Consider the following 22870-nt stretch of genomic DNA (forward strand, 5'->3'; position numbering starts at 1 on the left):
TGACGCGGCCGGCCGGGTGTCGTCCCGCAGCGCGTCGACGGCGGCGAGCAGCCGGCGCCGGTCCTCGCGTCCGGGCACCTCGGCGGCGGCGCGCTCGTAGAGCCGGGCACCCTCCTCCAGCACCAGGCCGGTGTCCTGGCCCGCCGGGATCTTGATCTGCGCGTGGTGCCGCCAGGTGGTGACCGGATCGCCCCACGCCTCCACGGAGTACGACCACCGTCCGGGCTCGCCGGCGGTGACGGTGGCGCCCCAGCGGTCGGTACCCGGGGCCAGTTCGCGCATCGGCGTCCACGGGCCCGGCCGGCCCCGCGGGTCCGTGAGGACGACGTTGGCGGCGACCGCGTCGTGCCCTTCCCGGAACACGGTGGCCGAGATCTCGAACGACTCACCGGTGACGGCCTTCGCGGGCCTGCGCCCGTGCATGACGACCGGACGGACGTCCAGGACGGGGATGCGCCCGACGACGGTGGCGCCGTCCCCGAGTGGTGCCTCGCGGGGGACTTCGAGTGAAGCGCCGGAGCGCGCTCCGGGAGCCGCTCCGGGGGGTGCTGACGAGTGGTGCGTGGCGGGCATGACCGCTCCTGTCCGCGTCAACGTGGGTGGGCGGATGTCTCTGGGGAGGTGGGTCCTGCGGCGGTGCGTACGGGGCGTACCGCAGGAGCCTTCCCCCACTCTTCGGGTGGGCAATCCGGCACTTTGTTAACTACTCACGCGTATGTCGACACACGCGACGACCCTGTTCCGACACCTTCCCCGCCGGGAGATCGTCACGCCGGTGGTTATTAGCCCGTCCGGAGAACGGGGACGACGCCGTTCAGGCCGAATCGGAGTTCTGCGAGCGAAGCCCCCGGCGAGGGACACACCGCGCCGGTAACGTCGGAGGGGTGAAGGCGATTCGTCGACTGACCGTCCGTCCCGTTCTCCCCGACCCCCTCCGGCCGCTCAGTGATCTGGCCCGGAATCTGCGCTGGTCCTGGCATCCGGAGACCCGCGACCTCTTCCAGTCCGTCGACCCCGAGTGCTGGGCCGCGTCCGGCCGCGACCCGGTCCGGCTGCTCGGCACCGTCCCGGCCGCGCGTCTCGCGGAACTGGCCGAGGACCGGCGCTTCCTGCGCCGGCTGACCGCGGTGGCCGACGACCTCGACCACTACATGAGCGGCGACCGCTGGTACCAGGCCCAGACCGGCCGACTGCCCGCCGCCGTCGCCTACTTCTCGCCCGAGTTCGGCATCACCGCCGCCCTGCCCCAGTACTCGGGCGGCCTCGGCATCCTGGCCGGCGACCACCTGAAGGCCGCCAGCGACCTCGGTGTGCCGCTCATCGGCGTCGGCCTGCTCTACCGCCACGGCTACTTCCGCCAGTCCCTCTCCCGGGACGGCTGGCAGCAGGAGCACTATCCCGTCCTCGACCCCCACGAACTGCCCCTCGTCCTCCTGGAGGAGCCCGACGGCACCCCCGCCCACGTCGCCCTCGCCCTGCCCGGCGGCCGGGAACTGCGGGCGCGGATCTGGCTGGCCCAGGTCGGCCGGGTGCCGCTGCTCCTGCTGGACTCGGACGTCGAGGAGAACGACCTCGGCGAACGCGGCGTCACCGACCGGCTCTACGGCGGCGGCAGCGAGCACCGGCTGCTCCAGGAGATGCTGCTCGGCATAGGAGGTGTCCGGGCGGTACGGACGTACTGCCGGCTCACCGGCCACGCCGCGCCGGAGGTGTTCCACACCAACGAGGGCCACGCCGGTTTCCTCGGCCTGGAGCGCATCTCCGAACTCTGCGACGAGGGCCTGGAGTTCGGCTCCGCGCTGGAGGCGGTCCGGGCCGGGACCGTCTTCACCACCCACACGCCCGTCCCGGCCGGCATCGACCGCTTCGACCGCGAACTGGTCGCCCGCCACTTCGGCCCCGACTCCGAACTCCCGCGCATCGACGTCGAGCGCGTCCTCAGGCTCGGCATGGAGACCTACCCCGGCGGCGAGCCCAACCTCTTCAACATGGCCGTGATGGGCCTGCGCCTGGCCCAGCGCGCCAACGGCGTCTCCCTGCTGCACGGCGGGGTCAGCCGGGAGATGTTCGCCGGACTGTGGCCCGGCTTCGACGCCGACGAGGTGCCGATCACCTCCGTCACCAACGGTGTGCACGCCCCGACCTGGGTCGCCCCCGAGGTGTTCCGGCTCGGCGCCCGGCAGATCGGCGTCCAGCGGGCCGAGGACGCGCTGACCGTCGGCGGCTCGGACCGCTGGGACTCGGTCGCCGACATCCCCGACCAGGACATCTGGGAGCTGCGCCGCACCCTGCGCGAGCAGCTCGTCGAGGAGGTGCGGCAGCGGCTGCGCGCCTCCTGGCGGCAGCGCGGCGCCGGGACGGCCGAACTGGGCTGGATCGACGACGTCCTCGACCCGGACGTGCTCACCATCGGGTTCGCGCGGCGCGTCCCGTCGTACAAGCGCCTCACGCTGATGCTGCGGGACCGCGACCGGCTGATGGACCTGCTGCTGCACTCCGAGCGGCCGGTCCAGATCGTCGTCGCCGGCAAGGCGCACCCGGCGGACGACGGCGGCAAGCGGCTGGTGCAGGAACTGGTGCGGTTCGCGGACGACCCCCGGGTGCGGCACCGGATCGTGTTCCTGCCGGACTACGGCATGGCGATGGCGCAGAAGCTCTACCCGGGCTGCGACATCTGGCTGAACAACCCCTTGCGGCCCCTGGAGGCGTGCGGCACCAGCGGCATGAAGGCGGCCCTCAACGGCTGTCTCAACCTGTCCGTCCTCGACGGCTGGTGGGACGAGTGGTACCAGCCGGACTTCGGCTGGGCGATCCCCACCGCCGACGGCACGGGCACCGACCCGGACCGGCGCGACGCCATAGAGGCCAACGCCCTCTACGACCTGCTGGAGCAGCGGATCACCCCCCGCTTCTACGAGCGGGGCGCCGGCGGGCTGCCCGACCGGTGGATCGAGATGGTCCGCCGGACCCTGAGCCTGCTCGGACCGAAGGTGCTGGCCGGCCGCATGGTCCGCGAGTACGTCGAGCGGCTCTACGCCCCGGCCGCCGAGGCGCACCGCGCGATGGACCCGGACTCCGCCCGCGCGCTGGCCGAGTGGAAGGCCCGGGTGCGGTCGGCCTGGCCCGGGGTGAGCGTCGACCACGTGGAGACGTCCGCCGCCTCCGCCCTGGCCGAGCTGGGCTCGACGCTCGGGCTGCGGGTGCGGGTGAAGCTCGGGGACCTCGCCCCGGACGACGTCGAGGTGCAGGCGGTGTCGGGCCGGGTGGACTCCGAGGACCGGATCACCGACGCGGCGAGTGTGCCGCTGAAACCGGTGGGCGGCCCGGACCTGGAGGGCCGCTGGGTGTACGAGGGGCCGCTCGCCCTGGACCGCACCGGCCCCTTCGGCTACACGGTCCGCATCCTGCCCGCGCACCGGCTGCTGGCCTCCGGCGCGGAGACGGGGCTGGTCGCGGTGCCGTCGGACGACCTGGCCCAGGCGGCGGGGCTCCTGATGCGCTGAGCGTGCCCGGGGCGGCGGGCGGGGAGTGGCCCGTGCGGGCTCAGTCCTCCTCGTCGCCCCCGCTCAGCCGCCGCAGGACGGTGCCGCAGCGGCGGGCGTAGGCGTGCTGGAAGGCGCGGGCGGCCGGCCCGCCGGCCTTGGCGTACCACTTGGCGGGGCGGCTGAAGGCGGTCACGGTCAGCCAGACCGTGCCGTCACCCGTGCGGTCGACCACGAAGGCCTCCTCGCCGGACTCGGGGTGGCCGGGCAGCGTCCCGTACGCCCACCCCGCCCGGCGGTGTTCCTCCAGCGTCCACACCACCCGGCAGGGCGCCTTGATCATCCCGGCGAGGGTGACGGTGACGTCGACGCCGGGCGCGGCGCGCTCGGCGCTCGCGTCGATGCCGACGCCCATCTCCCGGTGCATCTCCCAGGTGAGCACGGCCTCGGCCGCGCGCCGGAACACCGGTTCGCCCTCCCCGAGGCGGGTGCGTACGTGCATGGGGCGGAAGCCGGGCGGGCAGGCACCCTGCTCGCGGGTGGCGCCGACGTCGTCGTACGTGAAGGACATGGGCACCAAGGGTAGGGCGGCTTTCGGGAACCCGGTGTTCCGGGTGGCGCCGCCGGGCCGTGGGGAGGGCGCCGCCCCGGGGATTCGAACCGCCGGGACGGCGCCCTGACCGTGGGGTCCCGCGGGGGGCCTACGGGAAGGTGAGCTTGAAGGAGTTGATGTAGCCGGTGTCGCGGGCGGCCACGTCCTGGACGCGCAGCTTCCAGGTGCCGTTCGCGGTCTCCGAGGAGGCGTTCACCGTGTACGTCTGGTTGACGTTGTCCGCCGAGTCCGAGGAACTGGAGTTCTTCAGGCGGTACGCGGTGCCGTCCGGGGCCAGCAGGTCGACCACCAGGTCGCCGCGGTACGTGTGCACGACGTCGACCGCGGCCTGCAGGTTGGCGGGCGCGTTGCCGGCCCGTCCGGTCACGGTGACCGACGAGGTGACCGCCGCGCCGTTGTCCGGGATCGCCACGTCGGCGGCGTTCTCGAAGGAGGTGCCGCCGCCACCGCCGCCGCCGGAGCGCGCGCCGACGTTGACGCCGGCCCACGCGTCCTGCACCGCCTTGTACTCGGTGCTGGTGGTGCCGTACAGCTCACCGGCCGCCGCGAGGGTGCCGGTGCGGGCGCCCGCGTAGTTGGTGGTCGACGTGAACTTCGTGGTCAGCGCGCGGAACCAGATCTTCGCCGCCTTGTCGCGGCCGATGCCGGCGACCGGGAGACCGTCCGAGGTGGGCGAGTCGTAGGTGACACCGTTGATGGTCTTGGTGCCGCTGCCCTCGCTCAGCAGGTAGAAGAAGTGGTTGGCCGGACCCGACGAGTAGTGGACGTCGATCCCGCCGATCCCCGAGTACCAGGCGTCCTTGGACGCGCCGTCCCTGCTGGGCTTGTCCATGTAGCGCAACGGGGTGCCGTCGCCGTTGATGTCGATCTCCTCGCCGATGAGGTAGTCACCGACGTCGGAGGAGTTGTTCGCGTGGAACTCGACGGCCGCGCCGAAGATGTCGCTGGTCGCCTCGTTCAGGCCGCCGGACTCGCCGCTGTAGACCAGGCCCGCCGTGTTGGAGGTGACGCCGTGCGTCATCTCGTGCGCGGCCACGTCGATGGACGTCAGCGGGTTGGCGTTGCCCGCGCCGTCGCCGTACGTCATGCAGAAGCAGGAGTCCGACCAGAAGGCGTTGACGTAGTTGTTGCCGTAGTGGACCCGGGAGTAGGCGCCCACGCCGTCCCCGCGGATTCCGGAGCGGCCCTGGACGTTCTTGAAGTAGTCCCAGGTCAGCGCGGCCCCGTAGTGGGCGTCGGCGCCGGCGGTCTCGGCGTTGGCGGCGGTGCCGTTGCCCCACACGTCGTCGGGGCCGGAGAAGAGCGTGCCGGTGCCGGAGGTGCCCCGGTTGAGGTTGTACGTCTTGTGGTTGCCGCGGGTCGTGTCGGTCAGCGTGTACGACGACCCGGACTGCGCGGTGCCCAGCGTCACCGTGCCGCTGTACAGGGTGTTGCCGGTGCCGTTGTGGATCGCCTGGTACTCGAAGAGCTTGGCGCCGGTGGCGGCGTCGGTGACGACGTGCAGCTCGTTGGGGGTGCCGTCCTCCTGGAGGCCGCCGACGACCGTCTCGTACGCCAGGACCGGGGTGCCGTTCGCCGCCCAGACGACCTTGCGCGGGGCGCGGTCGGCGTCCGCCGCCTTCGCGCCGGCGGCCTTCGCGGCGGACACGGCCTGCGTCTCGGCCTTCGCGGCGGAGATCCTCGGCGTCACCGTGGCCGGCGCGATCGGCTTCCGGGTGGCCTTCACGACCCGCTCGGTCTTCCCGCCGTCGGTGGTGACGACCAGGTCGCCGCCGAGGACGGGCAGCCCGTCGTAGGTGCGCTCGTAGCGGGTGTGCACGGTGCCGTCGCGGTCCTTGAGGACGTCGCGGACGACCAGCTTCTCCTTGGCACCCAGGCCGAGGCCGTCGGCGGTCCGCGCCTTGGCGGCGTCGGCGTCGCGTATCAGCTCGGCGCGCTGGGCGGGGGTGAGCTTCACGGACTCGGCGCCCGGGACGGGGGCCTGCCGGGGGGCCGCGGTCGCGGCGCCGGACTGGACGGCGGTGGCGATCAGCGCGGCGACACCGGCCAGGGCGACGGCGGCGGCGCGGCGGTGGGTGGTGCGGTACGCGGTGTGGGAGGTGCGTCTGTGGGGAGTGCTGCTGCTCAACACTGACTCCTTCTGCGTGGCCGCGGGTCGCGCGGCCAGGGGAGACCGGACGGCGGGTGGGCCGGCCGGGCGGTGCTTGGCGGTACGCAGAAACCACGTGCAAGGAGCTGACCGCCGCGCGGCGCTGGGGGAGAAGCTGTGGGGGCGCTGTGCGGCGGGCCGTGGGAAGAGTGGCAGGAGATCCCGCCTTCTGTCAGGAGCGCGTCAGAAGGTTGGCCGGAAATCGTTCGTTGTCCGGGCGTTCATGTTCGCTATACGGATGAGTCGCCGACGCGTCGCCGAGGCGTGCGACCGACTGCCCGGTCAGTCAGTACCGGGCTCCGTGGCGGGCTCGCCCGCGGCCGCCACGGACTCCCCGTGCCACGAACCCCACAGCGCCGCGTACGCCCCGCCGGCCGCCACCAGGGCGTCGTGCGTGCCCAGTTCGGTCAGCCGGCCGTCCTCCATCACGGCGACCCGGTCGGCGTCGTGCGCGGTGTGCAGCCGGTGCGCGACGGCGATGACCGTACGGCCCTCCAGTACGGCGGCCAGGGCCCGCTCGGTGTGCCGGGCCGTCGTCGGGTCCAGCAGGGCGGTGGCCTCGTCCAGGATCAGCGTGTGCGGGTCGGCCAGCACCACGCGGGCCAGGGCGAGCTGCTGGGCCTGCGAGCCGTCCGTCCGGTGGCCGTTCGCGCCCAGGTCGGCGCCGAGGCCGCCGGGCAGCTCCCGCACCCACTCCTCGGCGCCCACGGCCGCGAGCGCGGCCCACAACTCCTCGTCCGCGGCGTCCGGTTCGGCGATGAGCAGGTTGTCGCGGACCGTGCCCAGGAAGACGTGGTGCTCCTGGGTGACCAGCGCGACCTGGCGCCGCAGCCGCTTAGGACCGAGGGCGACCACGGGCACGCCGCCCACCGTCACCGAGCCCCCGGTCGGCGCGTCGACGCCCGCCAGCAGCCGGCTCAGCGTGGTCTTGCCGGCCCCGGACGGCCCGACCACCGCCAGCCGTTCCCCGGGCCGCACGGTCAGGTCCACCCCGCGCAGCACCTCGCCGCCCCGCTCATAGGCGTACCGCGCCCCGGACACCTCGATCCGGTCGTCCGCCGGGACCGCCGACCCGTCCGTGCCCGCACGCGGCGCGCGCGCCAGCCCCTCCACCCGGGCGAAGGACGCGCCGCCGGCCTGGAGCTGCTCGATCCGCATCAGCACCTCGTCGAGCGGCCCGGCGAGCTGCTGGAGGTACACGGCGCACGTCACCACCGCCCCGAGGCTCACCGCGCCGCGCCCGTGCAGGACACCGCCGAGCAGCAGCACGCCCGCGACGGGCAGGACGTACGAGACGTCCACCGTCGGGAAGAAGACGCTGCGCAGGTACAGCGTGTGGAAGCGGGTGCGCCGCGAGACCTCCAGTGCCTCCCGGTTGGTGCCGACGCGCCGGGCGGACAGCCCGAACGCCTCGACCGTGCGGGCCCCGGCCACCGTGGCGGTGAGGGTCTCGGCGACGTCCGAGGTCGCCGCGCCCTCGGCGAGATAGCCGGCCCGCGCCCGGCGCAGGTACCAGCGCAACCCGCACCAGGCGGGCGCCAGCCCCAGCACCCCGACCAGCCCGAGCAGCGGGTCGAGGACGAACACCGCGGCGGCGAGGAACACCGCCTGCACCGAGTTGACCAGCAGCTCGGGACCGGCGTCGCGCAGGGTGGTGCCGACCGTGGTGACGTCGGCGGTGCCGCGCGTCGTCAGGTCCCCGGTGCCCGCCCGCTCCACCACCGACGCGGGCAGGGCCAGCGCCCGGTCCACGAACCGCTCCCGCACCCGGGCGAGGGTCCGCTCCCCGAAGCGGTGCCCCGCGTACCGGGCCCAGCGGGCCAGCAGCAGCTGGGCCAGCGAGCACAGCAGGATGGCGAGCGCCATCCGGTCCACGGCGCCGACACCGCCCCCGGCCCTTACCTCGTCGACGATCCGGCCCAGCAGCCACGGCCCCGCGAGCCCGGCGAGGGCCGCCAGCGCGTTCAGGCCGACGACGAGGGCGAAGACGCGCCGGTCGGCGCGGACCAGGCGGGCCGCCGCGCGGCGGACGTCGGTGCGCTCGGCGACGGGGAGCTGTCCCGGGGACGTCATCGGACCACCTCGTCGTCGCGCGCGACCAGGGCGCGGTATCCCGGCTCGGTGTCGAGGAGTTCGCGGTGGGTGCCGGTGGCGACGACCTTGCCGTCGACCAGGTGGTGCACGACGTCCGCCCGGTCGAGCACCAGCGGGGAGGTGCCGGCCACCACGGTCGTACGGCCCTCGCGCGCCTCCCGCAGCCGGCCCGCCACGGTGGCCTCGGTGTGGGCGTCCAGCGCGGACGTCGGCTCCACGGCGAGCAGCACCTCGGGGTCGGCGAACAGAGCCCGCGCCAGCCGCACGCGCTGGCGCTGGCCGCCGGAGAGGGTACGGCCCTGGGCGGCGACGGGGGAGTCGAGGCCGTCGGGGAGGGACTGGACGACGTCCTCGGCCGCGGCCGCGTGGACCGCCCGGCGGAGCCGCTCGTGGTCACCGCCCGGGCCGGTGGGGCCGGTCGCCCCCTCGCCGATCATCTCGCGCAGGGTGCCCGCGAAGAGGTCGGCCTCCGCGTCGGCGACCAGGATGCGGGAACGGACCTGGGCGAGGCGCACCTCGGACAGCGGGACCTCCCCCCAGGTCACCTCCGAGGGCGCGTAGCGGCCCAGGCGGTCGATCACCTCGGCGGCGTCGGCGGGGCGGGCACCGGCCAGGGCGGTCAGGCGGCCCGGCCGGACCCGGACCCCGGAGGCCGGGTCGTACAGCACCGCCGGTTCCGCGGGGGCGTCGCGCGTGCCGGTGTCCGGCTCCGGCTCCAGCCGCAGGAACGCGACCACCCGGCGGGCGGCCACCACCCCCCGGCTGAGCTGGTGGCCCATCTCGATCAGGAACGCCACCGGCCACCCCAGCGCCACCACATAGCCGTACACCGACACCAGTTCGCCCACGCTGATGTGCCCCCGCACGGCCAGCCGGGCGCCCAGCCAGGTCACCAGCGCCAGGAACAGCATCGGCAGACCCACCCCGAGGGCCTGGATCCAGCTGGTCACCGCCCCGACCCGGTACCCCTGCTCGCGCAGCCGCCCCGAGTCCCGCCGGAACGCGTCCGCGACCAGCCCCTTGCCGCCCAGCCCGTTCAGCACCCGCAGCCCGCCCGCGAGGTCGCCGATCCGCGCGGTCAGCACCGCCTGCCGCTCCCGGTACTCGGCCTCCCGGCCCTGCAACCGCCCCATGAGCGGCCCCAGCAGCAGGCCGAGCACCGGCACCCCGATCAGCACCACCAGGGCGAGCCGCGCCGACACCGACAGCATCAGCCCGCCGACGGCCGCGTAGGCGACGACCGCGCCGACGCCCGGGCCCACGGCCGTCAGGGACGCGCTGATGGTCTGCACGTCACCCACCCCGATGGTGACGACCTCCCCGGCCCCCACCTGCCGGCGCAGCGCCGCTCCGAGCCGTGCCGCGTGCCCCACGACCACCTTGACCGTGCGGAAGTTGGCGTCCATCCGCACCCGCGTCATGGTGCGGTGCCGCATGACGCCCAGCCAGGCGTTGAGCACCCCGACCGCGACCAGCGCACCCGTCCAGCCCGCCAGCGCCCCCAGGTCACCGGGCTCCAGGCCGTGGTCGATCGCCCGCGCCATCAGGTACGGCGTCGCCGCCAGCAGCACCATCCAGACACTCGCGAACACCGCCCCCGCCAGCGCGCGCGGCCACTGCCGCCGGACCAGCCACGCCAGGTACCGCCAGCCGCCCCGCCGGTCGGGCGTACCGGGATCCTCGTACGCGTCGATCATCACCCGTCCCCCCGTCGGCCCGCCCTCACGCCAGGCTGTCCCGCCACGCCCGGTGCAGGTCCGCGAACCGGCCGGTGGCGGCGATCAGTTCGGCGGGCGTGCCGTCCTCCACGATCCGGCCGTGCTCCATCACCAGCACCCGGTCGGCGATCTCCACGGTGGACAGCCGGTGCGCGATCACGACCGCCGTACGGCCCTTCAGGACCGTCGCCATCGCCCGCTGCACAGCCCGCTCGCCGGGGACGTCCAGCGAACTGGTCGCCTCGTCCAGGATCAGCACCGCAGGGTCGGCGAGCAGCGCCCGCGCGAACGCCACGAGTTGCCGCTGACCGGCGGAGATCCGGCCGCCCCGCTTGCGGACGTCGGTGTCGTAGCCGTCGGGCAGCGCGGCGACGAAGTCGTGGGCGCCGATCGCCTTCGCGGCCCGCTCGATCTCCTCCCGCGCGGCCTCCGGACGCCCGATGGCGATGTTCTCGGCGACCGTCCCGGAGAACAGGAACGCCTCCTGCGTCACCATCACCACCCCGCGCCGCAGTTCGGGCACGGCGAGGTCACGCAGATCGGTGCCGTCCAGCAGGACCCGCCCCTCGGAGGGGTCGTAGAACCGGGCGAGCAGCTTGGCCAGCGTCGACTTGCCCGCGCCGGTCGAGCCCACGACGGCGACCGTCTGCCCGGCCGGGATCGTCAGGTCGAAGCGGGGCAGCACCTCGCCGCCGGTGCGGTAGGCGAAGCGGACGCCGTCGAAGACGACCTCGCGGCCCGGGTGCTCCGACTCCAGGGGCGGCAGCTCCTTCGGCGCGGCCGGCTCCGGCACCGTCGGCGTCTGCGCCAGCAGCCCGGCGATCTTCTCCAGGGAGGCCGCCGCCGACTGGTAGGAGTTCAGGAACATGCCGAGCCGGTCGATCGGGTCGTACAGCCGCCGCAGGTACAGCACCGCCGCCGCCAGCACACCGAGCGCCAGCGTGCCGTCCGCGACGCGGTAGGCGCCCCACAGGACGATGCCCGCGACCGCCGTGTTGGCGACCAGCCGGGAGCCGACGACGTAGCGGGCCATCTCCAGGAGCGCGTCGCCGTTGGTCCGCTCGTGGCGCCGGTTCAGCACGGCGAAGGCCGCGTCGTTGGCGGCCTCCCGGCGGAAGGCGCGCACCGGACGGATGCCGTTCATCGTCTCCACGAACCTCACGATCACCGCCGCGATCGCCGTGGACCGCTGCCGGTACACCCGCCCCGCGCGTCGCCGGTACAGCCGCACCAGCGCGTACAGCGGCACGAACGACGCCACCGCGACGCCGCCGAGCCCCAGGTCCAGCCAGAGCAGCAGCGCGGCGATGTAGACGAAGGACAGGACGACCGTCACCAGTTCCTGGAGGCCCTCGTCGAGCAGCTCCCGCAGCGACTCCACGTCGGTGGTGGCACGGGAGATGAGCCGGCCCGAGGTGTAGCGCTCGTGGAAGTCGACGCTCAGCGCCTGCGCGTGGCGGAAGATCCGGCCCCTGAGGTCCAGCAGCACGTCCTGGCTGACGCGGGCCGCGACGGCGACGAACGCGTACTGCAGCCCGCCCGCGCCCAGCGCGCACAGCAGATACCCGGCGCCCACCGCGATCAGCGGGCCGTGGGCGTCGTCGCGCAGGGCCGGTACGGCGTGGTCGATGGCGTACGCCACCAGCAGCGGGCCCGCCTGTACCGCCGCCTGCTGGAGCAGCAGCAGGAAGGTCGTCAGGGCGACGCGGGCCTTCATGGGCGCCAGCAGGGAGCGCAGCAGGGCGGCGGTCGCACCCGGCGGGCTGGGCAGGACGTCCCGGTCGAAGGCGTCGCCGGCCGGGACCGCCGGGTTCTCGGCTCCCGGGCCGCCCTCGGGCCGGCCCTTGTCCGGCGCGGTGGCCGTGGGCGCGGTCATCGGCGGTCCCCTTCCTCAAGATCGCCGGGCTCCTCGTGCCCGTCGGGCCCGGACATCAGGTGGGCGTACTCGGCGCTGGTGCGCAGCAGTTCCTGGTGGGTGCCGACGGCGGCGACCCGGCCGCCGGAGAGCAGCGCGACGCGGTCGGCGAGCAGCACCGTGGAGGGGCGGTGGGCCACGATCAGGGCGGTGGTGTCCGCGAGGACCCGCCGCAGCGCCGCCTCGACGGCGGCCTCCGTGTGCACGTCCAGCGCGGACAGCGGGTCGTCCAGGATCAGGAACCTCGGTCCGCCGACCACCGCGCGGGCGAGCGCGAGGCGCTGGCGCTGGCCGCCGGACAGGCTCAGGCCCTGCTCGCCGACCTGGGTGCCGGTGCCCTGGGGAAGGGCGTGGGCGAAGTCGGCCTGCGCGACGGCGAGGGCCCGGGCCAGCTCCTCGTCGCCGGCGTCGTCGCCGGCTCCCATCAGCACGTTCTCGCCGACGGTCGCCGAGAAGAGGGTGGGCTCCTCGAAGGCCACGGCGACCAGCGAGCGCAGCTCCTCGCGGGACAGGGCGCGGATGTCCTCGCCGTCCAGCGTGATCCGGCCGCCGGTCACCTCGTGCAGACGGGGGACGAGCGCGGTGAGCGTCGTCTTGCCGCTGCCGGTGGCGCCGACCAGCGCCATGGACTCGCCGGGGCGGACGTGCAGGTCGACGCCGTCGAGGAGCGGCGGGGAGTCGGGAGGCGCGTCGGGGTACCGGAACGTGACGGACTGGAAGGCGAGACCTTCGGCCCGCACCGCCGCGCCGCGCTCCCCGCCTCCCGGCACCGGCGCCGGGCCACCGGCACCCCCCGGCGACTCCACCTCCGCGTCCATCACCTCGAAGTACCGGTCCGTGGCGGTCGCCGCCTCCTGGCTCATCGCGAGCAGGAAGCCGATCGACTCCACCGGCCACCTGAGCGCCAGCGCCGTGGACAGGAACGCCACCAGCGTCCCCGCCGACAGCGACCCGTCCGCCACCTGGACCGCCCCCACCACCAGCGCCGCCCCGATCGCCAGCTCCGGCAGCGTCACGATGACGGCCCAGATGGACGCCAGCAGCCGCGCCTTGCGCAGCTCCGTCCCGCGCAGCGTGTGGGACAGCTCGTGGAAGGCGCGGGCCTGGCTGCGGTGCCGGCCGAACCCCTTGATGATCCGGATGCCGAGCACGCTCTCCTCGACCACGGTCGTCAGATCCCCGACCTGGTCCTGCGCGCGCCGCGCCACCGCGGAGTACTTCTTCTCGAAGACCGCGCACGTGATCATCACGGGGAGGGCGGGCCCCAGGATCACCAGCCCCAGCATCCAGTCCTGGACCAGCATGATGCCCACGCCGACCAGGATGGTCACGCCGTTCACCAGCAGGAACGTGAGCGGGAAGGCCAGGAACATGCGCAGCAGCATCAGGTCCGTCGTGCCGCGCGACAGCAACTGCCCCGACGCCCACCGGTCGTGGAAGGCCACCGGCAGCCGTTGCAGGTGCCGGTACAGGTCCGCCCGCATGCCCGCCTCGACACCCGCCAGCGGCCGGGCCACCAGCCACCGCCGCAGCCCGAACAGCAGCGCCTCCGCCAGGCCGAGGAGCAGCAGGTACAGCGCGCCGAGCCACACGCCGGACGGATCGCGGTCGGCGACCGGCCCGTCCACCATCCACTTCAGGACGAGGGGGATCACCAGCCCCGCGCACGAGGCGAGGATCGCTATGACCGCCGCCGTCGCCAACCGAGCCCGCACGGGCCGCACATAGGGCCACAACCGCAGCAGCGAGCGGACGGTGGACCGTGACGTGGCGGGGCTCTCGGCGGAGGCGGGTGTCGTCGGCATCAGCAGCGAGCCTACGGTTCACCACTGACACTGCCCACCGGGTTTTCGCGCGCACCGGGGTCGTACGGGGGCATCAGCCGATCGGCTGACGCGCCTTCGAGCGCGTCGGCCGATGTGCCGGGCGCCCGTACCCCGGGAGGCTGGTGCCATGCCCGTCATCGAAGTCACCGACCTGCGCAAGTCCTACGGCGGCCGGCCCGCCGTCGACGGTGTGTCGTTCGCCGTCGAGGAGGGTGAGATCTTCGGGATCCTCGGCCCGAACGGCGCCGGCAAGACCACCACCGTCGAGTGCGTCGAGGGCCTGCGCGTCCCCGACGCGGGCCGCGTCCGCGTCACCGGCCTCGACCCCGTCGCCGACCACAAGGAGGTCACCCGCGTCCTGGGCGCCCAGCTCCAGCAGAGCGCGCTCCAGCCCAAACTCACCGTCCGCGAGGCCCTGGAGCTGTACGCCGGTTTCTACCCGAAGCCCGCCGACTGGCGCACGCTCGCCGAACGCCTCGGACTCACCCCCAAGCTGAACTCCCGGTTCGCCAAGCTCTCCGGCGGTCAGAAGCAGCGCCTGTTCATCGCGCTCGCCCTGATCGGCGACCCGCGGATCGTGGTACTGGACGAGCTGACCACCGGCCTCGACCCGCGCGCACGGCGCGACACGTGGCAGCTCATCGAGGACATCCGGGCGGCCGGCGTCACCGTCCTGCTGGTCACGCACTTCATGGAGGAGGCACAGCGCCTCTGCGACCGGATCGCCGTGATCGACAAGGGGAGGGTCGCCGCCCTGGACACCCCGGCCGGGCTGATCCGCCGGTCGGCGGGCGCCACGGTCATCAGCTTCACGCCGTCCACCCCGCTGCACGACGACGACCTCGACGCGCTGCCGGGGCTGGCCTCCACCGACCACAAGGACGGCCGCGTCACCCTGGCCGGCACCGACGAGACGGTCAACGCCGTCATCACCCTCCTCGCCCGCACCCGCGTCACGGCCCACCAGTTGCGGGTGACCGACGCCACGCTGGACGACGCCTTCCTGGACCTCACGGAGGCCACGGCATGAGCACCGACATCCTCCACACCGCCGTACTGAAGGCGGAGATCCGCCTCTTCCGGCGCGAACCCGGCGGCATCTTCTGGATGCTGTTCTTCCCCACCCTGCTCCTGGTCGTCCTGGGCTCCATCCCCTCCTTCCGCGAGACCGACCCGAACCTCGGTGGGCTGCGGCCGGTCGACGCCTATGTGCCGGTGGCCGTCCTTCTCGGGCTGATCGTCGGTGGTCTGCAGGGCCTGCCGCCGACGATCGCCGGCTACCGGGAGAACGGCATCCTGCGCCGGATGTCCACCACCCCCGTGCGCCCCTCCGCCCTGCTGTCGGCGCAGATGCTGGTGGCCGGTGGTGCCGCGCTGCTCTCCGCCCTGGTCACCCTCGCGGTCGGCCGGCTCGCCTTCGACGTGACGCTGCCGGAGCAGCCGTTCGGCTACCTCCTCGCCCTGTTGCTCGCCCTGCTCGCCTGCCTCGCCCTGGGGGCCCTTCTCGCCGCCCTGTCCCGCACGTCGAAGATCGCCACCGCGCTGGGGTCGACGGCGCTCTTCCCCGCGATGTTCTGCGCGGGCGTGTGGCTGCCGGTGGAGGCCATGCCGGACGTACTGGCCGGCATCGTCGGCTGGACCCCGTTCGGCGCCGCCGCGCAGGCCCTGAACGACGCCGCGGCGGGCGACTGGCCGGGCTGGACCCACCTCGGTGTCCTGGCGGCCTGGACGGTGCTGCTCACGGCGGCGGCCTCGCGCTGGTTCCGCTGGGAGTGAGCGCCGCCGTGACCCACACTGGTGCCATGACGGACGTCGCGGGGGTGGAGCAGCGCTGGGCGGCCGTTCGTCGCTGGGGGCCGTACGCGATGCTGGGCGTCGGCACCGCACTCACCCTCGCGACCATGGACGTGTTCGGCATGAGCGCGGTCGAGCGGTGGGCCACCGCCGCGCTCGTCGTGGCCGTCCTGCTGTGGCAGCTGTGGTGGGACCGGCGGTCCGCCCGCACCCCGGCCGTCCGGACGCCGGTCTCCGCCTGCTACTACCTGGCGCGCGCCGCCGCCACCTTCGCGCTGAGCTGGCTGAACCCGTTCTTCGCCTTCCTCGCCGCCGTCGGCTACTTCGACGCCGACCGGCTGCTGCCGCCCCGGCTGGTCAAGCCCGGCCTGCTCGTCACCGCGCTGACGATCGCCGGGTCCCAGTCCGGCGGGCTGCCTCCGCACGGGCCGCTCGGCTGGGGGGTGTTCGGGGCCCTGCTCTGCGTCCACCTCTGCATGATCGCCGTCTTCGGCCACCTCACCGCCCGAGAGGAGGAGCGCACCCGGGTCCAGGCCGCCACCATCGCCGAACTGGAGCGCACCAACACCGCCCTGCAGCAGGCCCTCGACGAGAACGCCGCCCTGCACGCACAGCTCCTCGTGCAGGCCCGGGAGGCCGGCGTCGCCGACGAACGCCGCCGGCTGGCCGCGGAGATCCACGACACCCTCGCCCAGGGCCTGACCGGCATCATCGCCCAGCTCCAGGTCGTCGCGAACACCAAGGACGCGGAGCTGGCCCGCGCACACACGGACAGGGCCCTCGCCCTCGCCCGGCACAGCCTCGGCGAGGCCCGCCGCTCCGTGCACAACCTCTCCCCGGTCGACCTGGCCGACGGCGGGCTGCCGGACGCGCTGAAGAAGACGGTGACGGAGTGGGGCGAACGTACCGGCGTCCAGGCCGGGTTCGCCGTCACCGGCACCGCCGAGCCGCTCCACGACGAGGTCGCCGCCACCCTCCTGCGCATCGCCCAGGAGGCCCTTTCCAACACCGCCCGGCACGCCGCCGCCGGCCGGGCCGGCGTCACCCTCTCCTACATGGGCGACGAGGTCACCCTCGACATCCGCGACGACGGCCGGGGTTTCGACCCGCTCGCCCTGCCCGCACGCACCCGCACCGGAGGATTCGGCCTCGCCGGCATGCGGGCCCGTGCCGAACGCATCGCCGGTTCGCTCACCGTCGAGGCGGAACCCGGCCAGGGCACGGCCGTGTCGGCTCGCGTACCGTTGGTCCGCCATGACCGATGACGCCGTGATCTCCCTCCTCATCGTCGACGACCACCCCGTCGTACGCGACGGCCTGCGCGGCATGTTCGAGTCCGCGCCCGGCTTCCGCGTCCTCGGCGAGGCCGCCGACGGCGTCGAGGCGCTGGAGCGGGCCGCCGCACTCGACCCGGACGTGATCCTCATGGACCTGCGGATGCCGGGCGGCCCCGGCGTGGACGCCATCCGGGAACTGGCCCGGCGCGGCGCCCGCGCCAAGGTCCTCGTACTGACCACGTACGACACCGACTCCGACACCCTGCCCGCGATCGAGGCGGGTGCGACGGGCTACCTCCTCAAGGACGCGCCCCGCGACGAGCTGTTCACCGCGGTCCGCGCCGCCGCCCAGGGCCGCACCGTCCTTTCCCCGGCCGTCGCCACCCGCCTGGTCTCCGCGGTCCGCGCGCCCAGGACGGCCGGCGGCGAGCCCCTGTCCGCTCGCGAGCGCGAGGTGCTGGTCCTGGTCGCCCGGGGGACGTCCAACCGCGAGATCGCCCGTGAACTGTTCATCAGCGAGGCGACCGTGAAGACCCACCTCACGCACCTCTACGCCAAGCTCGGCGTCAACGACCGCGCGGCGGCGGTGGCGGTGGCGTACGACCGGGGCATCCTCGGCTGAGCCGCGGCCTGCCTCAGCGGGCCGGGTAGGGCAGCAGTCCGGCGTCCACCTTCTCCCAGGCCGCCCGCAGTTCGGCCAGCAGCCCGGGCCGGGCGGCGGCGAGGTCGGCCTGCTCGCGGACGTCGGTGCCGAGGTCGTACAGGTGGTCCCCGCCGTTCGCGTCCCGGTAGTACTTCCAGTCGCCGCGGCGCAGCGCCCGGTTGCCCCGCACCCGCCAGAACAGGTCGCGCTCGGGCACGTCCTCGCCGCGCAGGAGATAGCCGGCCAGGCTGTGGCCGTCCAGCGGGTACGCCGGGTCGGGGCGGGCGCCGCCCAGCTCCAGCAGCGTCGCCGTCCAGTCCGGTGAGTACACCGGCTCATGGCTGACCTGGCGCCCGTCGAGCCGGGCCGGCCAGCGCACCAGGGTGGGCACGCGGATGCCGCCCTCCAGCAGGGACGCCTTCTCGCCGCTGAGCGGCCACTGGTAGGAGAACCGCTCGCCGCCGTTGTCGCTGGAGAACACGACGACGGTGTCGTCCTCCTGGCCGGAGCGGCGCAGCGCGGCGAGCACCTTGCCGACGGCCGTGTCCAGGCTCTCCACCATCTCCTTGTACTTCTCCACCGAGCCGCCGTCGTCGTGCCGCAGCCCGCCCATCACGTCGCCGCCGCGGACCCGGGCGGCGAGCCGTGCGGCCTCCTCCTCGTCGCCCTCGGCGATCCAGGGCCAGTGCGGAGTGGTGAAGTTCAGGTTGAGCAGCCACGGCCGCGAGCGCCGGCGGCTGACGTGGTCGACGGCCCGCTCGGTGAGCACGGTGGTGTAGTAGCGCAGGTCCTGGTAGGTGGCGTCGCCCTCGTACAGGTCGTACGAGCCGTCCTGGCCGAGCTTGGAGAAGTACTCCAGGGCACCGCCGAAATTGCCGAAGAACTCGTCCCAGCCCGACTTGGTGGGGCTGTGGTCGGGCAGCCAGCCGCAGTGCCACTTGCCGATCAGGGCGGTGTCGTAACCGGCCTTCCTCAGCAGGGAGGCGAGGGTCGGGTGGCTCGGGTCCAGGCCCTGGGTCCTGCTGGCGATGGGCTCGGCCAGCCCGCCCTTCGTACGGCCCGGGTAGCGGCCGGTGTAGAGGCTGAACCGGGTGGGGGAGCAGGTGGCCGACCCCGCGTAGGCGTCGGTGAACCGCACACCCTGGGCGGCGAGCCGGTCCAGGTGCGGGGTCCTGATGTGCGGAGAGCCGTACGAGGACAGGTCGGCCCAGCCGAGGTCGTCCGCGATGATGAAGAGGAAGTTGGGCCGTCTGCCGGGCCGGCCGGCGGGACGGGCCCGGAACGGGCGCTCGGCGGCCCCGGCGGCCGTGGCCGTGGCCGTACCGGCGACGGCGGTCACCGCGCCGCCGCCGACCAGACCGGCGAAGCCGCGACGGGATATTTCGGGCATGCGTGATCCCTGGAGTCGAGAGAGGAAGGAAGAGAAGGAGAGCGCGCGCGGTCAGCGACAGACGGCGCTGGACTGCCGGCACAGGTCGACGTGGCGTCGCACCACGAGTGCGACGCCCACGCACCGGCGGGCAGCGGAGGGCCTCATGACCGGGGACGCTGCCAGCCGGGCCGTTCGCCGGTCAAGAAGATCGCCGCCGCGTTCACGGAGCCGAAACGCGCCGCAACCAGCCGAAACGAAAGCTCGGCCGACGGCCCGGAACGAACGCTCAGCCGACGGCCCGGAACGCACGCTCAGTCGGCCACCCGCAGCAGCAGCACCGACCGCGCCGGCACCGTGATCTGCGTGCCCGCCGGGTGCGTACCGCCCGGGGCGTCGGCCTGGTCCTCACGGCCGGTGTCGACGACCACCTCGTACCGCCGCGCCCACGGCGGCCCCGGCAGCGCGAAGGCGACCGGTTCCCCACCCGCGTGCAGGACGGCCAGGAAGCTGTCGTCGGTGATCGCCTCGCCGCGCTCGTCGCGGCCCGGTATGTCCCGCCCGGAGAGGTACATGCCCAGGGTGGCGGCGGGGGCGTACCAGTCCCGCTCCGTCATCTCCGTGCCCCGCGCGGTGAACCACGCCAGGTCGCGCAGGCCGTCCGCGGAGTGCGCGCGGCCGGAGAAGAAGGCCCGCCGGCGCAGCACCGGGTGCGCGTGCCGCAGCGCGATCAGCCGGGAGGTCAGCTCGAACAGGGGCCGCCACCGGGGGTCGTCCAGCAGGCTCCAGTCCACCCAGCTGATCTCGTTGTCCTGGCAGTAGGCGTTGTTGCTGCCGCCCTGCGTACGGCCCAGCTCGTCGCCCGCCACCAGCATCGGCACGCCCGTCGACAGCAGCAGCGTGGTCAGCAGGTTCCGCAGCTGGCGCCGCCGCAGCGCCTGCACGGCCTCGTCGTCCGTCTCCCCCTCCACCCCGCAGTTCCAGGACCGGTTGTCGTCCGTGCCGTCCCGGTTGCCCTCGCCGTTGGCCTCGTTGTGCTTGCGCTCGTAGGAGACCAGGTCGCGCAGGGTGAAGCCGTCGTGCGCGGTGACGAAGTTGACCGACGCGTACGGCCGCCGCCCGCCCCACGCGTACAGGTCACTGGAGCCCGACAACCGGTAGCCCATCTCCCGCACGTCCGGCAGCGCGTGCCGCCAGAAGTCCCGCACGGCGTCGCGGTACCGGTCGTTCCACTCCGTCCACAGCGGCGGGAACGCGCCCACCTGGTAGCCGCCCGAGCCGACGTCCCACGGCTCGGCGATCAGCTTCACCCGCCGCAGCACCGGGTCCTGCGCGATCACCGCGAGGAAGGGGGAGAGCATGTCGACGTCGTGCATCGAGCGCGCCAGCGCCGCCGCCAGGTCGAAGCGGAAGCCGTCCACGCCCATCTCCGTCACCCAGTACCGCAGCGAGTCGGTGATCAGGCGCAGCACGTGCGGCTGGACGACGTGCAGGGTGTTGCCGCAGCCGGTGTAGTCGGCGTACCGGCGCGCGTCCGGCTGGAGACGGTAGTAGCCGTGGTTGTCGATGCCCTTCAGAGAGAGCGTCGGGCCCAGCTCGCCGGCCTCCGCCGTGTGGTTGTAGACCACGTCGAGGATCACCTCGATACCGGCCGCGTGCAGCGCGCGCACCATCCGCTTGAACTCGCCCACCTGCTCGCCCCGGGTGCCGGAGGCGGCGTAGGCGGCGTGCGGGGCGAAGTAGCCGATCGAGTTGTAGCCCCAGTAGTTCCTCAGGCCCCGGTCGAGCAGGTGGCTCTCGTGCGCGAACTGGTGCACCGGCAGCAGCTCCACCGCCGTCACGCCCAGCTTCACCAGGTGCTCGACCGCCGCCGGATGCGCGAGCCCCGCGTACGTGCCGCGCAGCTCCTCGGGGATGCCGGGGTGCAGCTTGGTGAAGCCGCGCACGTGCAGCTCGTAGATGACCGAGTCCGCCCACGGCGTCTTCGGCCGCCGGTCGTCCGCCCAGTCGTCGTCGTCATGGACCACGACGCCCTTGGGGACGTACGGCGCCGAGTCCCGGTCGTCGCGCACCGTGTCCGCCACGTGCTGCTCCGGCCAGTCCCGCACGTGCCCGTACACCTCGGGCGGCAGGAGGAAGTCGCCGTCCACCGCGCGGGCGTACGGGTCGAGCAGCAGCTTCGCCGGATTCCAGCGGGCGCCGGTCCACGGGTCCCAGCGGCCGTGCACCCGGTAGCCGTACCGCGTGCCGGGCCGCACGCCCGGCACGAAGCCGTGCCAGATCTCGTGGGTCAGCTCGGTCAGCCGCACCCGGGTCTCCGTGCCCCCGGGGCCCCGCTCGTCGAAGACGCACAGCTCCACCGCCTCCGCCCCGCCCGCCCACAGCGCGAAGTTCGTCCCCGCCACCCCGTCCGGGCCGGTCCGGAACCGGGCGCCCAGCGGCACCGGCGTACCCGGCCAGGCCGGCACGGCGGTCGGCGGCGCGGCACGCCGCGCACCGTTGACCACGACGGCGGGGTGCCCGTCCTCGGCGGCCTGTTTCCCGGCCACCGCCTCCTGCTCGGCTGCGCTGGACACCTGTCAGCCTCCTGCGGCTCGTGGAACGACGTGCCAGGGACCGGAGACGGGAAAAGGGCGTGCGGTGTCCCGACCGCCGCACCCCGTCGCGTCGTCCTCCCCACTGTTCTGCCCACCGCATGGCTCGCACTCACGTTTCCCCAGGGCGGACCGGTCGTTACGGGTGGATGTGAGGCACGTACATGGGCGCGCACGGCGCGCGGGGGCCGCTCTGGCCGCCGTACTGACATGGGCAGGACTGCTGGCCGGGGCCGCCGGATGCACTTCGGACGGCGACGGCATCGGCAGCGGCATCGGCGGGGTGTTCGGCAAGCCCCCCGCCGCCGAGGACGTCATCCGCATCACCCCGGACGACGGCAGCGAGGCCGTGAGGCCGGAGAAGAAGCTGTCGGTCCGGGTGCCCGGCGGGCGCCTGGAATCGGTGCGCGTCGTCAAGTCGCAGGACGCGCACCGGACCCCGGTGCCCGGCCGGATCTCCGAGGACGGACTGCGCTGGGAACCGGACGACGAGCGGCTGGCACTGGCCGCCAAGTACACCGTCGACGCCGTCGCCCTCGACGGCCACGGGCGCCGCTCCGCCCGGCACGCCACCTTCACGACCTACGTCCCCGACGAGCGGTTCATCGGGTACGTCGCCCCCGAGAACCGCTCGGTCGTCGGCACCGGCATGATCGTCTCGCTGGAGTTCAGCCGGGAGATCGCCGACCGCGCCGCCGTCGAACGCGCCGTCACCGTGACCGCGAAGCCCGCCACCGAGGTCCGCCCCCACTGGTTCGGCAAGGACCGCCTGGACTTCCGCCCCGAGAAGTACTGGAAGCCCGGCACCGAGGTCACCGTCGACCTGAGGCTGCGCGACGTCGAGGGCGCGCCGGGGGTGTACGGCCTCCAGCACAAGAAGATCACCTTCACCGTCGGCCGCAGCCAGGTCTCGCGCGTCGACGCGGCCGAGCGGACCATGGAGGTGCGCCGGGACGGCACGCTGCTGACGACCGTGCCGATCACGGCGGGTGCGCCGAAGACCCCCACCTACAACGGCAAGATGGTCATCACCGAGATGCTCGACGTCACCCGCATGAACAGCCGCACGGTCGGCTTCGGCGGCGAGTACGACATCCCCGACGTCCCGCACGCCATCCGCCTGACCACCTCCGGCACCTTCCTGCACGGCAACTACTGGGCGCCCGCCGACACCTTCGGCCGCGCCAACGTCAGCCACGGCTGCGTCGGACTGCGCGACGTCAAGGGCGGCGGTGCCGACACCCCGGCGGGCTGGTTCTTCGACCGCAGCCTCATCGGCGACGTCGTCGAGGTGGTCCACAGCAAGGACAGGACGGTCGCCGCCGACAACGGCCTCGGTGGCTGGAACATGAACTGGAAGGAGTGGAAGGCGGGCAGCGCGGTGAAGTGAGGCCGG

General features: G+C 73.8%; 16 protein-coding genes. 6 read left to right on the forward strand and 10 right to left on the reverse strand.

Going from position 1 to position 22870, the window contains the following annotated elements; genetic code table 11:
- On the reverse strand, positions 1 to 573 hold a 573-nt coding region (locus tag ACFIF2_RS34870; RefSeq protein ID WP_395577303.1), incomplete at its 3' end, for a maltotransferase domain-containing protein.
- 311 nt (positions 574 to 884) lie between these two features.
- Here ACFIF2_RS34870 and ACFIF2_RS34875 point away from each other — a divergent pair.
- Positions 885 to 3503, forward strand: a complete 2619-nt coding sequence (locus ACFIF2_RS34875; RefSeq protein WP_395577304.1) for a glycosyltransferase family 1 protein — start codon at positions 885 to 887, stop codon at positions 3501 to 3503.
- 40 nt (positions 3504 to 3543) lie between these two features.
- On the opposite strand, the gene ACFIF2_RS34880 is transcribed toward ACFIF2_RS34875, so the two are convergent.
- The 6 genes from ACFIF2_RS34880 to ACFIF2_RS34905 form a co-directional block, all read right to left on the reverse strand.
- Positions 3544 to 4053, reverse strand: a complete 510-nt coding sequence (locus ACFIF2_RS34880; protein WP_395577305.1) for a DUF1990 family protein — start codon at positions 4051 to 4053, stop codon at positions 3544 to 3546.
- A 130-nt stretch (positions 4054 to 4183) separates the two neighbouring features.
- On the reverse strand, positions 4184 to 6223 hold the full coding sequence (locus ACFIF2_RS34885; RefSeq protein WP_395577306.1) for a M4 family metallopeptidase: 2040 nt from the start codon (positions 6221 to 6223) through the stop codon (positions 4184 to 4186).
- A gap of 303 nt (positions 6224 to 6526) precedes the next feature.
- A complete protein-coding gene (locus tag ACFIF2_RS34890; RefSeq protein ID WP_395577307.1) occupies positions 6527 to 8317 on the reverse strand; it encodes an ABC transporter ATP-binding protein in 1791 nt (596 codons plus the stop codon).
- Complete coding sequence (locus ACFIF2_RS34895) at positions 8314 to 10035, reverse strand: ABC transporter ATP-binding protein (protein WP_395577308.1); 1722 nt, start codon at positions 10033 to 10035, stop codon at positions 8314 to 8316. The genes ACFIF2_RS34890 and ACFIF2_RS34895 overlap by 4 nt, the downstream gene beginning before the upstream one ends.
- Positions 10036 to 10060: 25 nt before the next feature.
- Positions 10061 to 11932 (reverse strand): ABC transporter ATP-binding protein, encoded by a 1872-nt coding sequence (locus tag ACFIF2_RS34900; protein ID WP_395577309.1) that lies wholly within the window; start codon positions 11930 to 11932, stop codon positions 10061 to 10063.
- Entirely contained in the window at positions 11929 to 13776 is a 1848-nt protein-coding gene (locus ACFIF2_RS34905; RefSeq protein ID WP_395577310.1) for an ABC transporter ATP-binding protein, read from the reverse strand. Before ACFIF2_RS34905 ends, ACFIF2_RS34900 begins: the two co-directional genes overlap by 4 nt.
- Before the next feature lie 148 nt (positions 13777 to 13924).
- Here ACFIF2_RS34905 and ACFIF2_RS34910 point away from each other — a divergent pair, with 148 nt between their 5' ends.
- From ACFIF2_RS34910 to ACFIF2_RS34925, 4 genes are read left to right on the forward strand one after another with little or no spacing between them, the layout of a single operon-like run.
- Positions 13925 to 14827 carry an ABC transporter ATP-binding protein gene (locus ACFIF2_RS34910; protein WP_395577311.1) on the forward strand — a complete coding sequence of 301 codons (903 nt, stop codon included), beginning with the start codon at positions 13925 to 13927 and terminating at the stop codon, positions 14825 to 14827.
- Entirely contained in the window at positions 14824 to 15573 is a 750-nt protein-coding gene (locus ACFIF2_RS34915; protein ID WP_395577312.1) for an ABC transporter permease, read from the forward strand. Before ACFIF2_RS34910 ends, ACFIF2_RS34915 begins: the two co-directional genes overlap by 4 nt.
- A gap of 26 nt (positions 15574 to 15599) precedes the next feature.
- Positions 15600 to 16856 (forward strand): sensor histidine kinase, encoded by a 1257-nt coding sequence (locus ACFIF2_RS34920; protein WP_395577313.1) that lies wholly within the window; start codon positions 15600 to 15602, stop codon positions 16854 to 16856.
- Positions 16846 to 17490: a response regulator gene (locus tag ACFIF2_RS34925; protein ID WP_395577314.1), complete on the forward strand. Its 645-nt coding sequence runs from the start codon at positions 16846 to 16848 to the stop codon at positions 17488 to 17490. Before ACFIF2_RS34920 ends, ACFIF2_RS34925 begins: the two co-directional genes overlap by 11 nt.
- 13 nt (positions 17491 to 17503) lie before the next feature.
- Here the strand turns inward: ACFIF2_RS34925 and ACFIF2_RS34930 are convergent, their stop codons facing one another.
- The 3 genes from ACFIF2_RS34930 to glgX all read right to left on the reverse strand — a co-directional run bounded on the left by ACFIF2_RS34930 (position 17504) and on the right by glgX (position 21456).
- Positions 17504 to 18901: a sulfatase-like hydrolase/transferase gene (locus ACFIF2_RS34930; RefSeq protein ID WP_395577315.1), complete on the reverse strand. Its 1398-nt coding sequence runs from the start codon at positions 18899 to 18901 to the stop codon at positions 17504 to 17506.
- A gap of 51 nt (positions 18902 to 18952) precedes the next feature.
- The gene (locus ACFIF2_RS34935; RefSeq protein WP_395577316.1) at positions 18953 to 19048 is read right to left on the reverse strand and encodes a putative leader peptide; all 96 of its coding nucleotides are present in this window, start codon (positions 19046 to 19048) and stop codon (positions 18953 to 18955) included.
- A gap of 146 nt (positions 19049 to 19194) precedes the next feature.
- Positions 19195 to 21456 carry a glycogen debranching protein GlgX gene (gene glgX, locus ACFIF2_RS34940; RefSeq protein ID WP_395577317.1) on the reverse strand — a complete coding sequence of 754 codons (2262 nt, stop codon included), beginning with the start codon at positions 21454 to 21456 and terminating at the stop codon, positions 19195 to 19197.
- A gap of 169 nt (positions 21457 to 21625) precedes the next feature.
- Between glgX and ACFIF2_RS34945 the strand changes: the two genes are divergently transcribed.
- On the forward strand, positions 21626 to 22864 hold the full coding sequence (locus tag ACFIF2_RS34945; RefSeq protein WP_395577318.1) for an Ig-like domain-containing protein: 1239 nt from the start codon (positions 21626 to 21628) through the stop codon (positions 22862 to 22864).
- Positions 22865 to 22870 lie beyond the last annotated feature (6 nt).

This window comes from Streptomyces sp. BK79 (assembly GCF_044142145.1).
Classification (GTDB): domain Bacteria; phylum Actinomycetota; class Actinomycetes; order Streptomycetales; family Streptomycetaceae; genus Streptomyces.

Coding starts and splice junctions, on each gene's coding strand:
- ACFIF2_RS34880 (WP_395577305.1), bottom strand. CDS start 4,053: ATGTCCTTCACGTACGACGACGTCGGCGCCACCCGCGAGCAGGGTGCC.
- ACFIF2_RS34890 (WP_395577307.1), bottom strand. CDS start 8,317: ATGACGTCCCCGGGACAGCTCCCCGTCGCCGAGCGCACCGACGTCCGC.
- ACFIF2_RS34895 (WP_395577308.1), bottom strand. CDS start 10,035: ATGATCGACGCGTACGAGGATCCCGGTACGCCCGACCGGCGGGGCGGC.
- ACFIF2_RS34900 (WP_395577309.1), bottom strand. CDS start 11,932: ATGACCGCGCCCACGGCCACCGCGCCGGACAAGGGCCGGCCCGAGGGC.
- ACFIF2_RS34905 (WP_395577310.1), bottom strand. CDS start 13,776: ATGCCGACGACACCCGCCTCCGCCGAGAGCCCCGCCACGTCACGGTCC.
- ACFIF2_RS34910 (WP_395577311.1), top strand. CDS start 13,925: ATGCCCGTCATCGAAGTCACCGACCTGCGCAAGTCCTACGGCGGCCGG.
- ACFIF2_RS34915 (WP_395577312.1), top strand. CDS start 14,824: ATGAGCACCGACATCCTCCACACCGCCGTACTGAAGGCGGAGATCCGC.
- ACFIF2_RS34920 (WP_395577313.1), top strand. CDS start 15,600: ATGACGGACGTCGCGGGGGTGGAGCAGCGCTGGGCGGCCGTTCGTCGC.
- ACFIF2_RS34925 (WP_395577314.1), top strand. CDS start 16,846: ATGACCGATGACGCCGTGATCTCCCTCCTCATCGTCGACGACCACCCC.
- ACFIF2_RS34930 (WP_395577315.1), bottom strand. CDS start 18,901: ATGCCCGAAATATCCCGTCGCGGCTTCGCCGGTCTGGTCGGCGGCGGC.
- ACFIF2_RS34935 (WP_395577316.1), bottom strand. CDS start 19,048: ATGAGGCCCTCCGCTGCCCGCCGGTGCGTGGGCGTCGCACTCGTGGTG.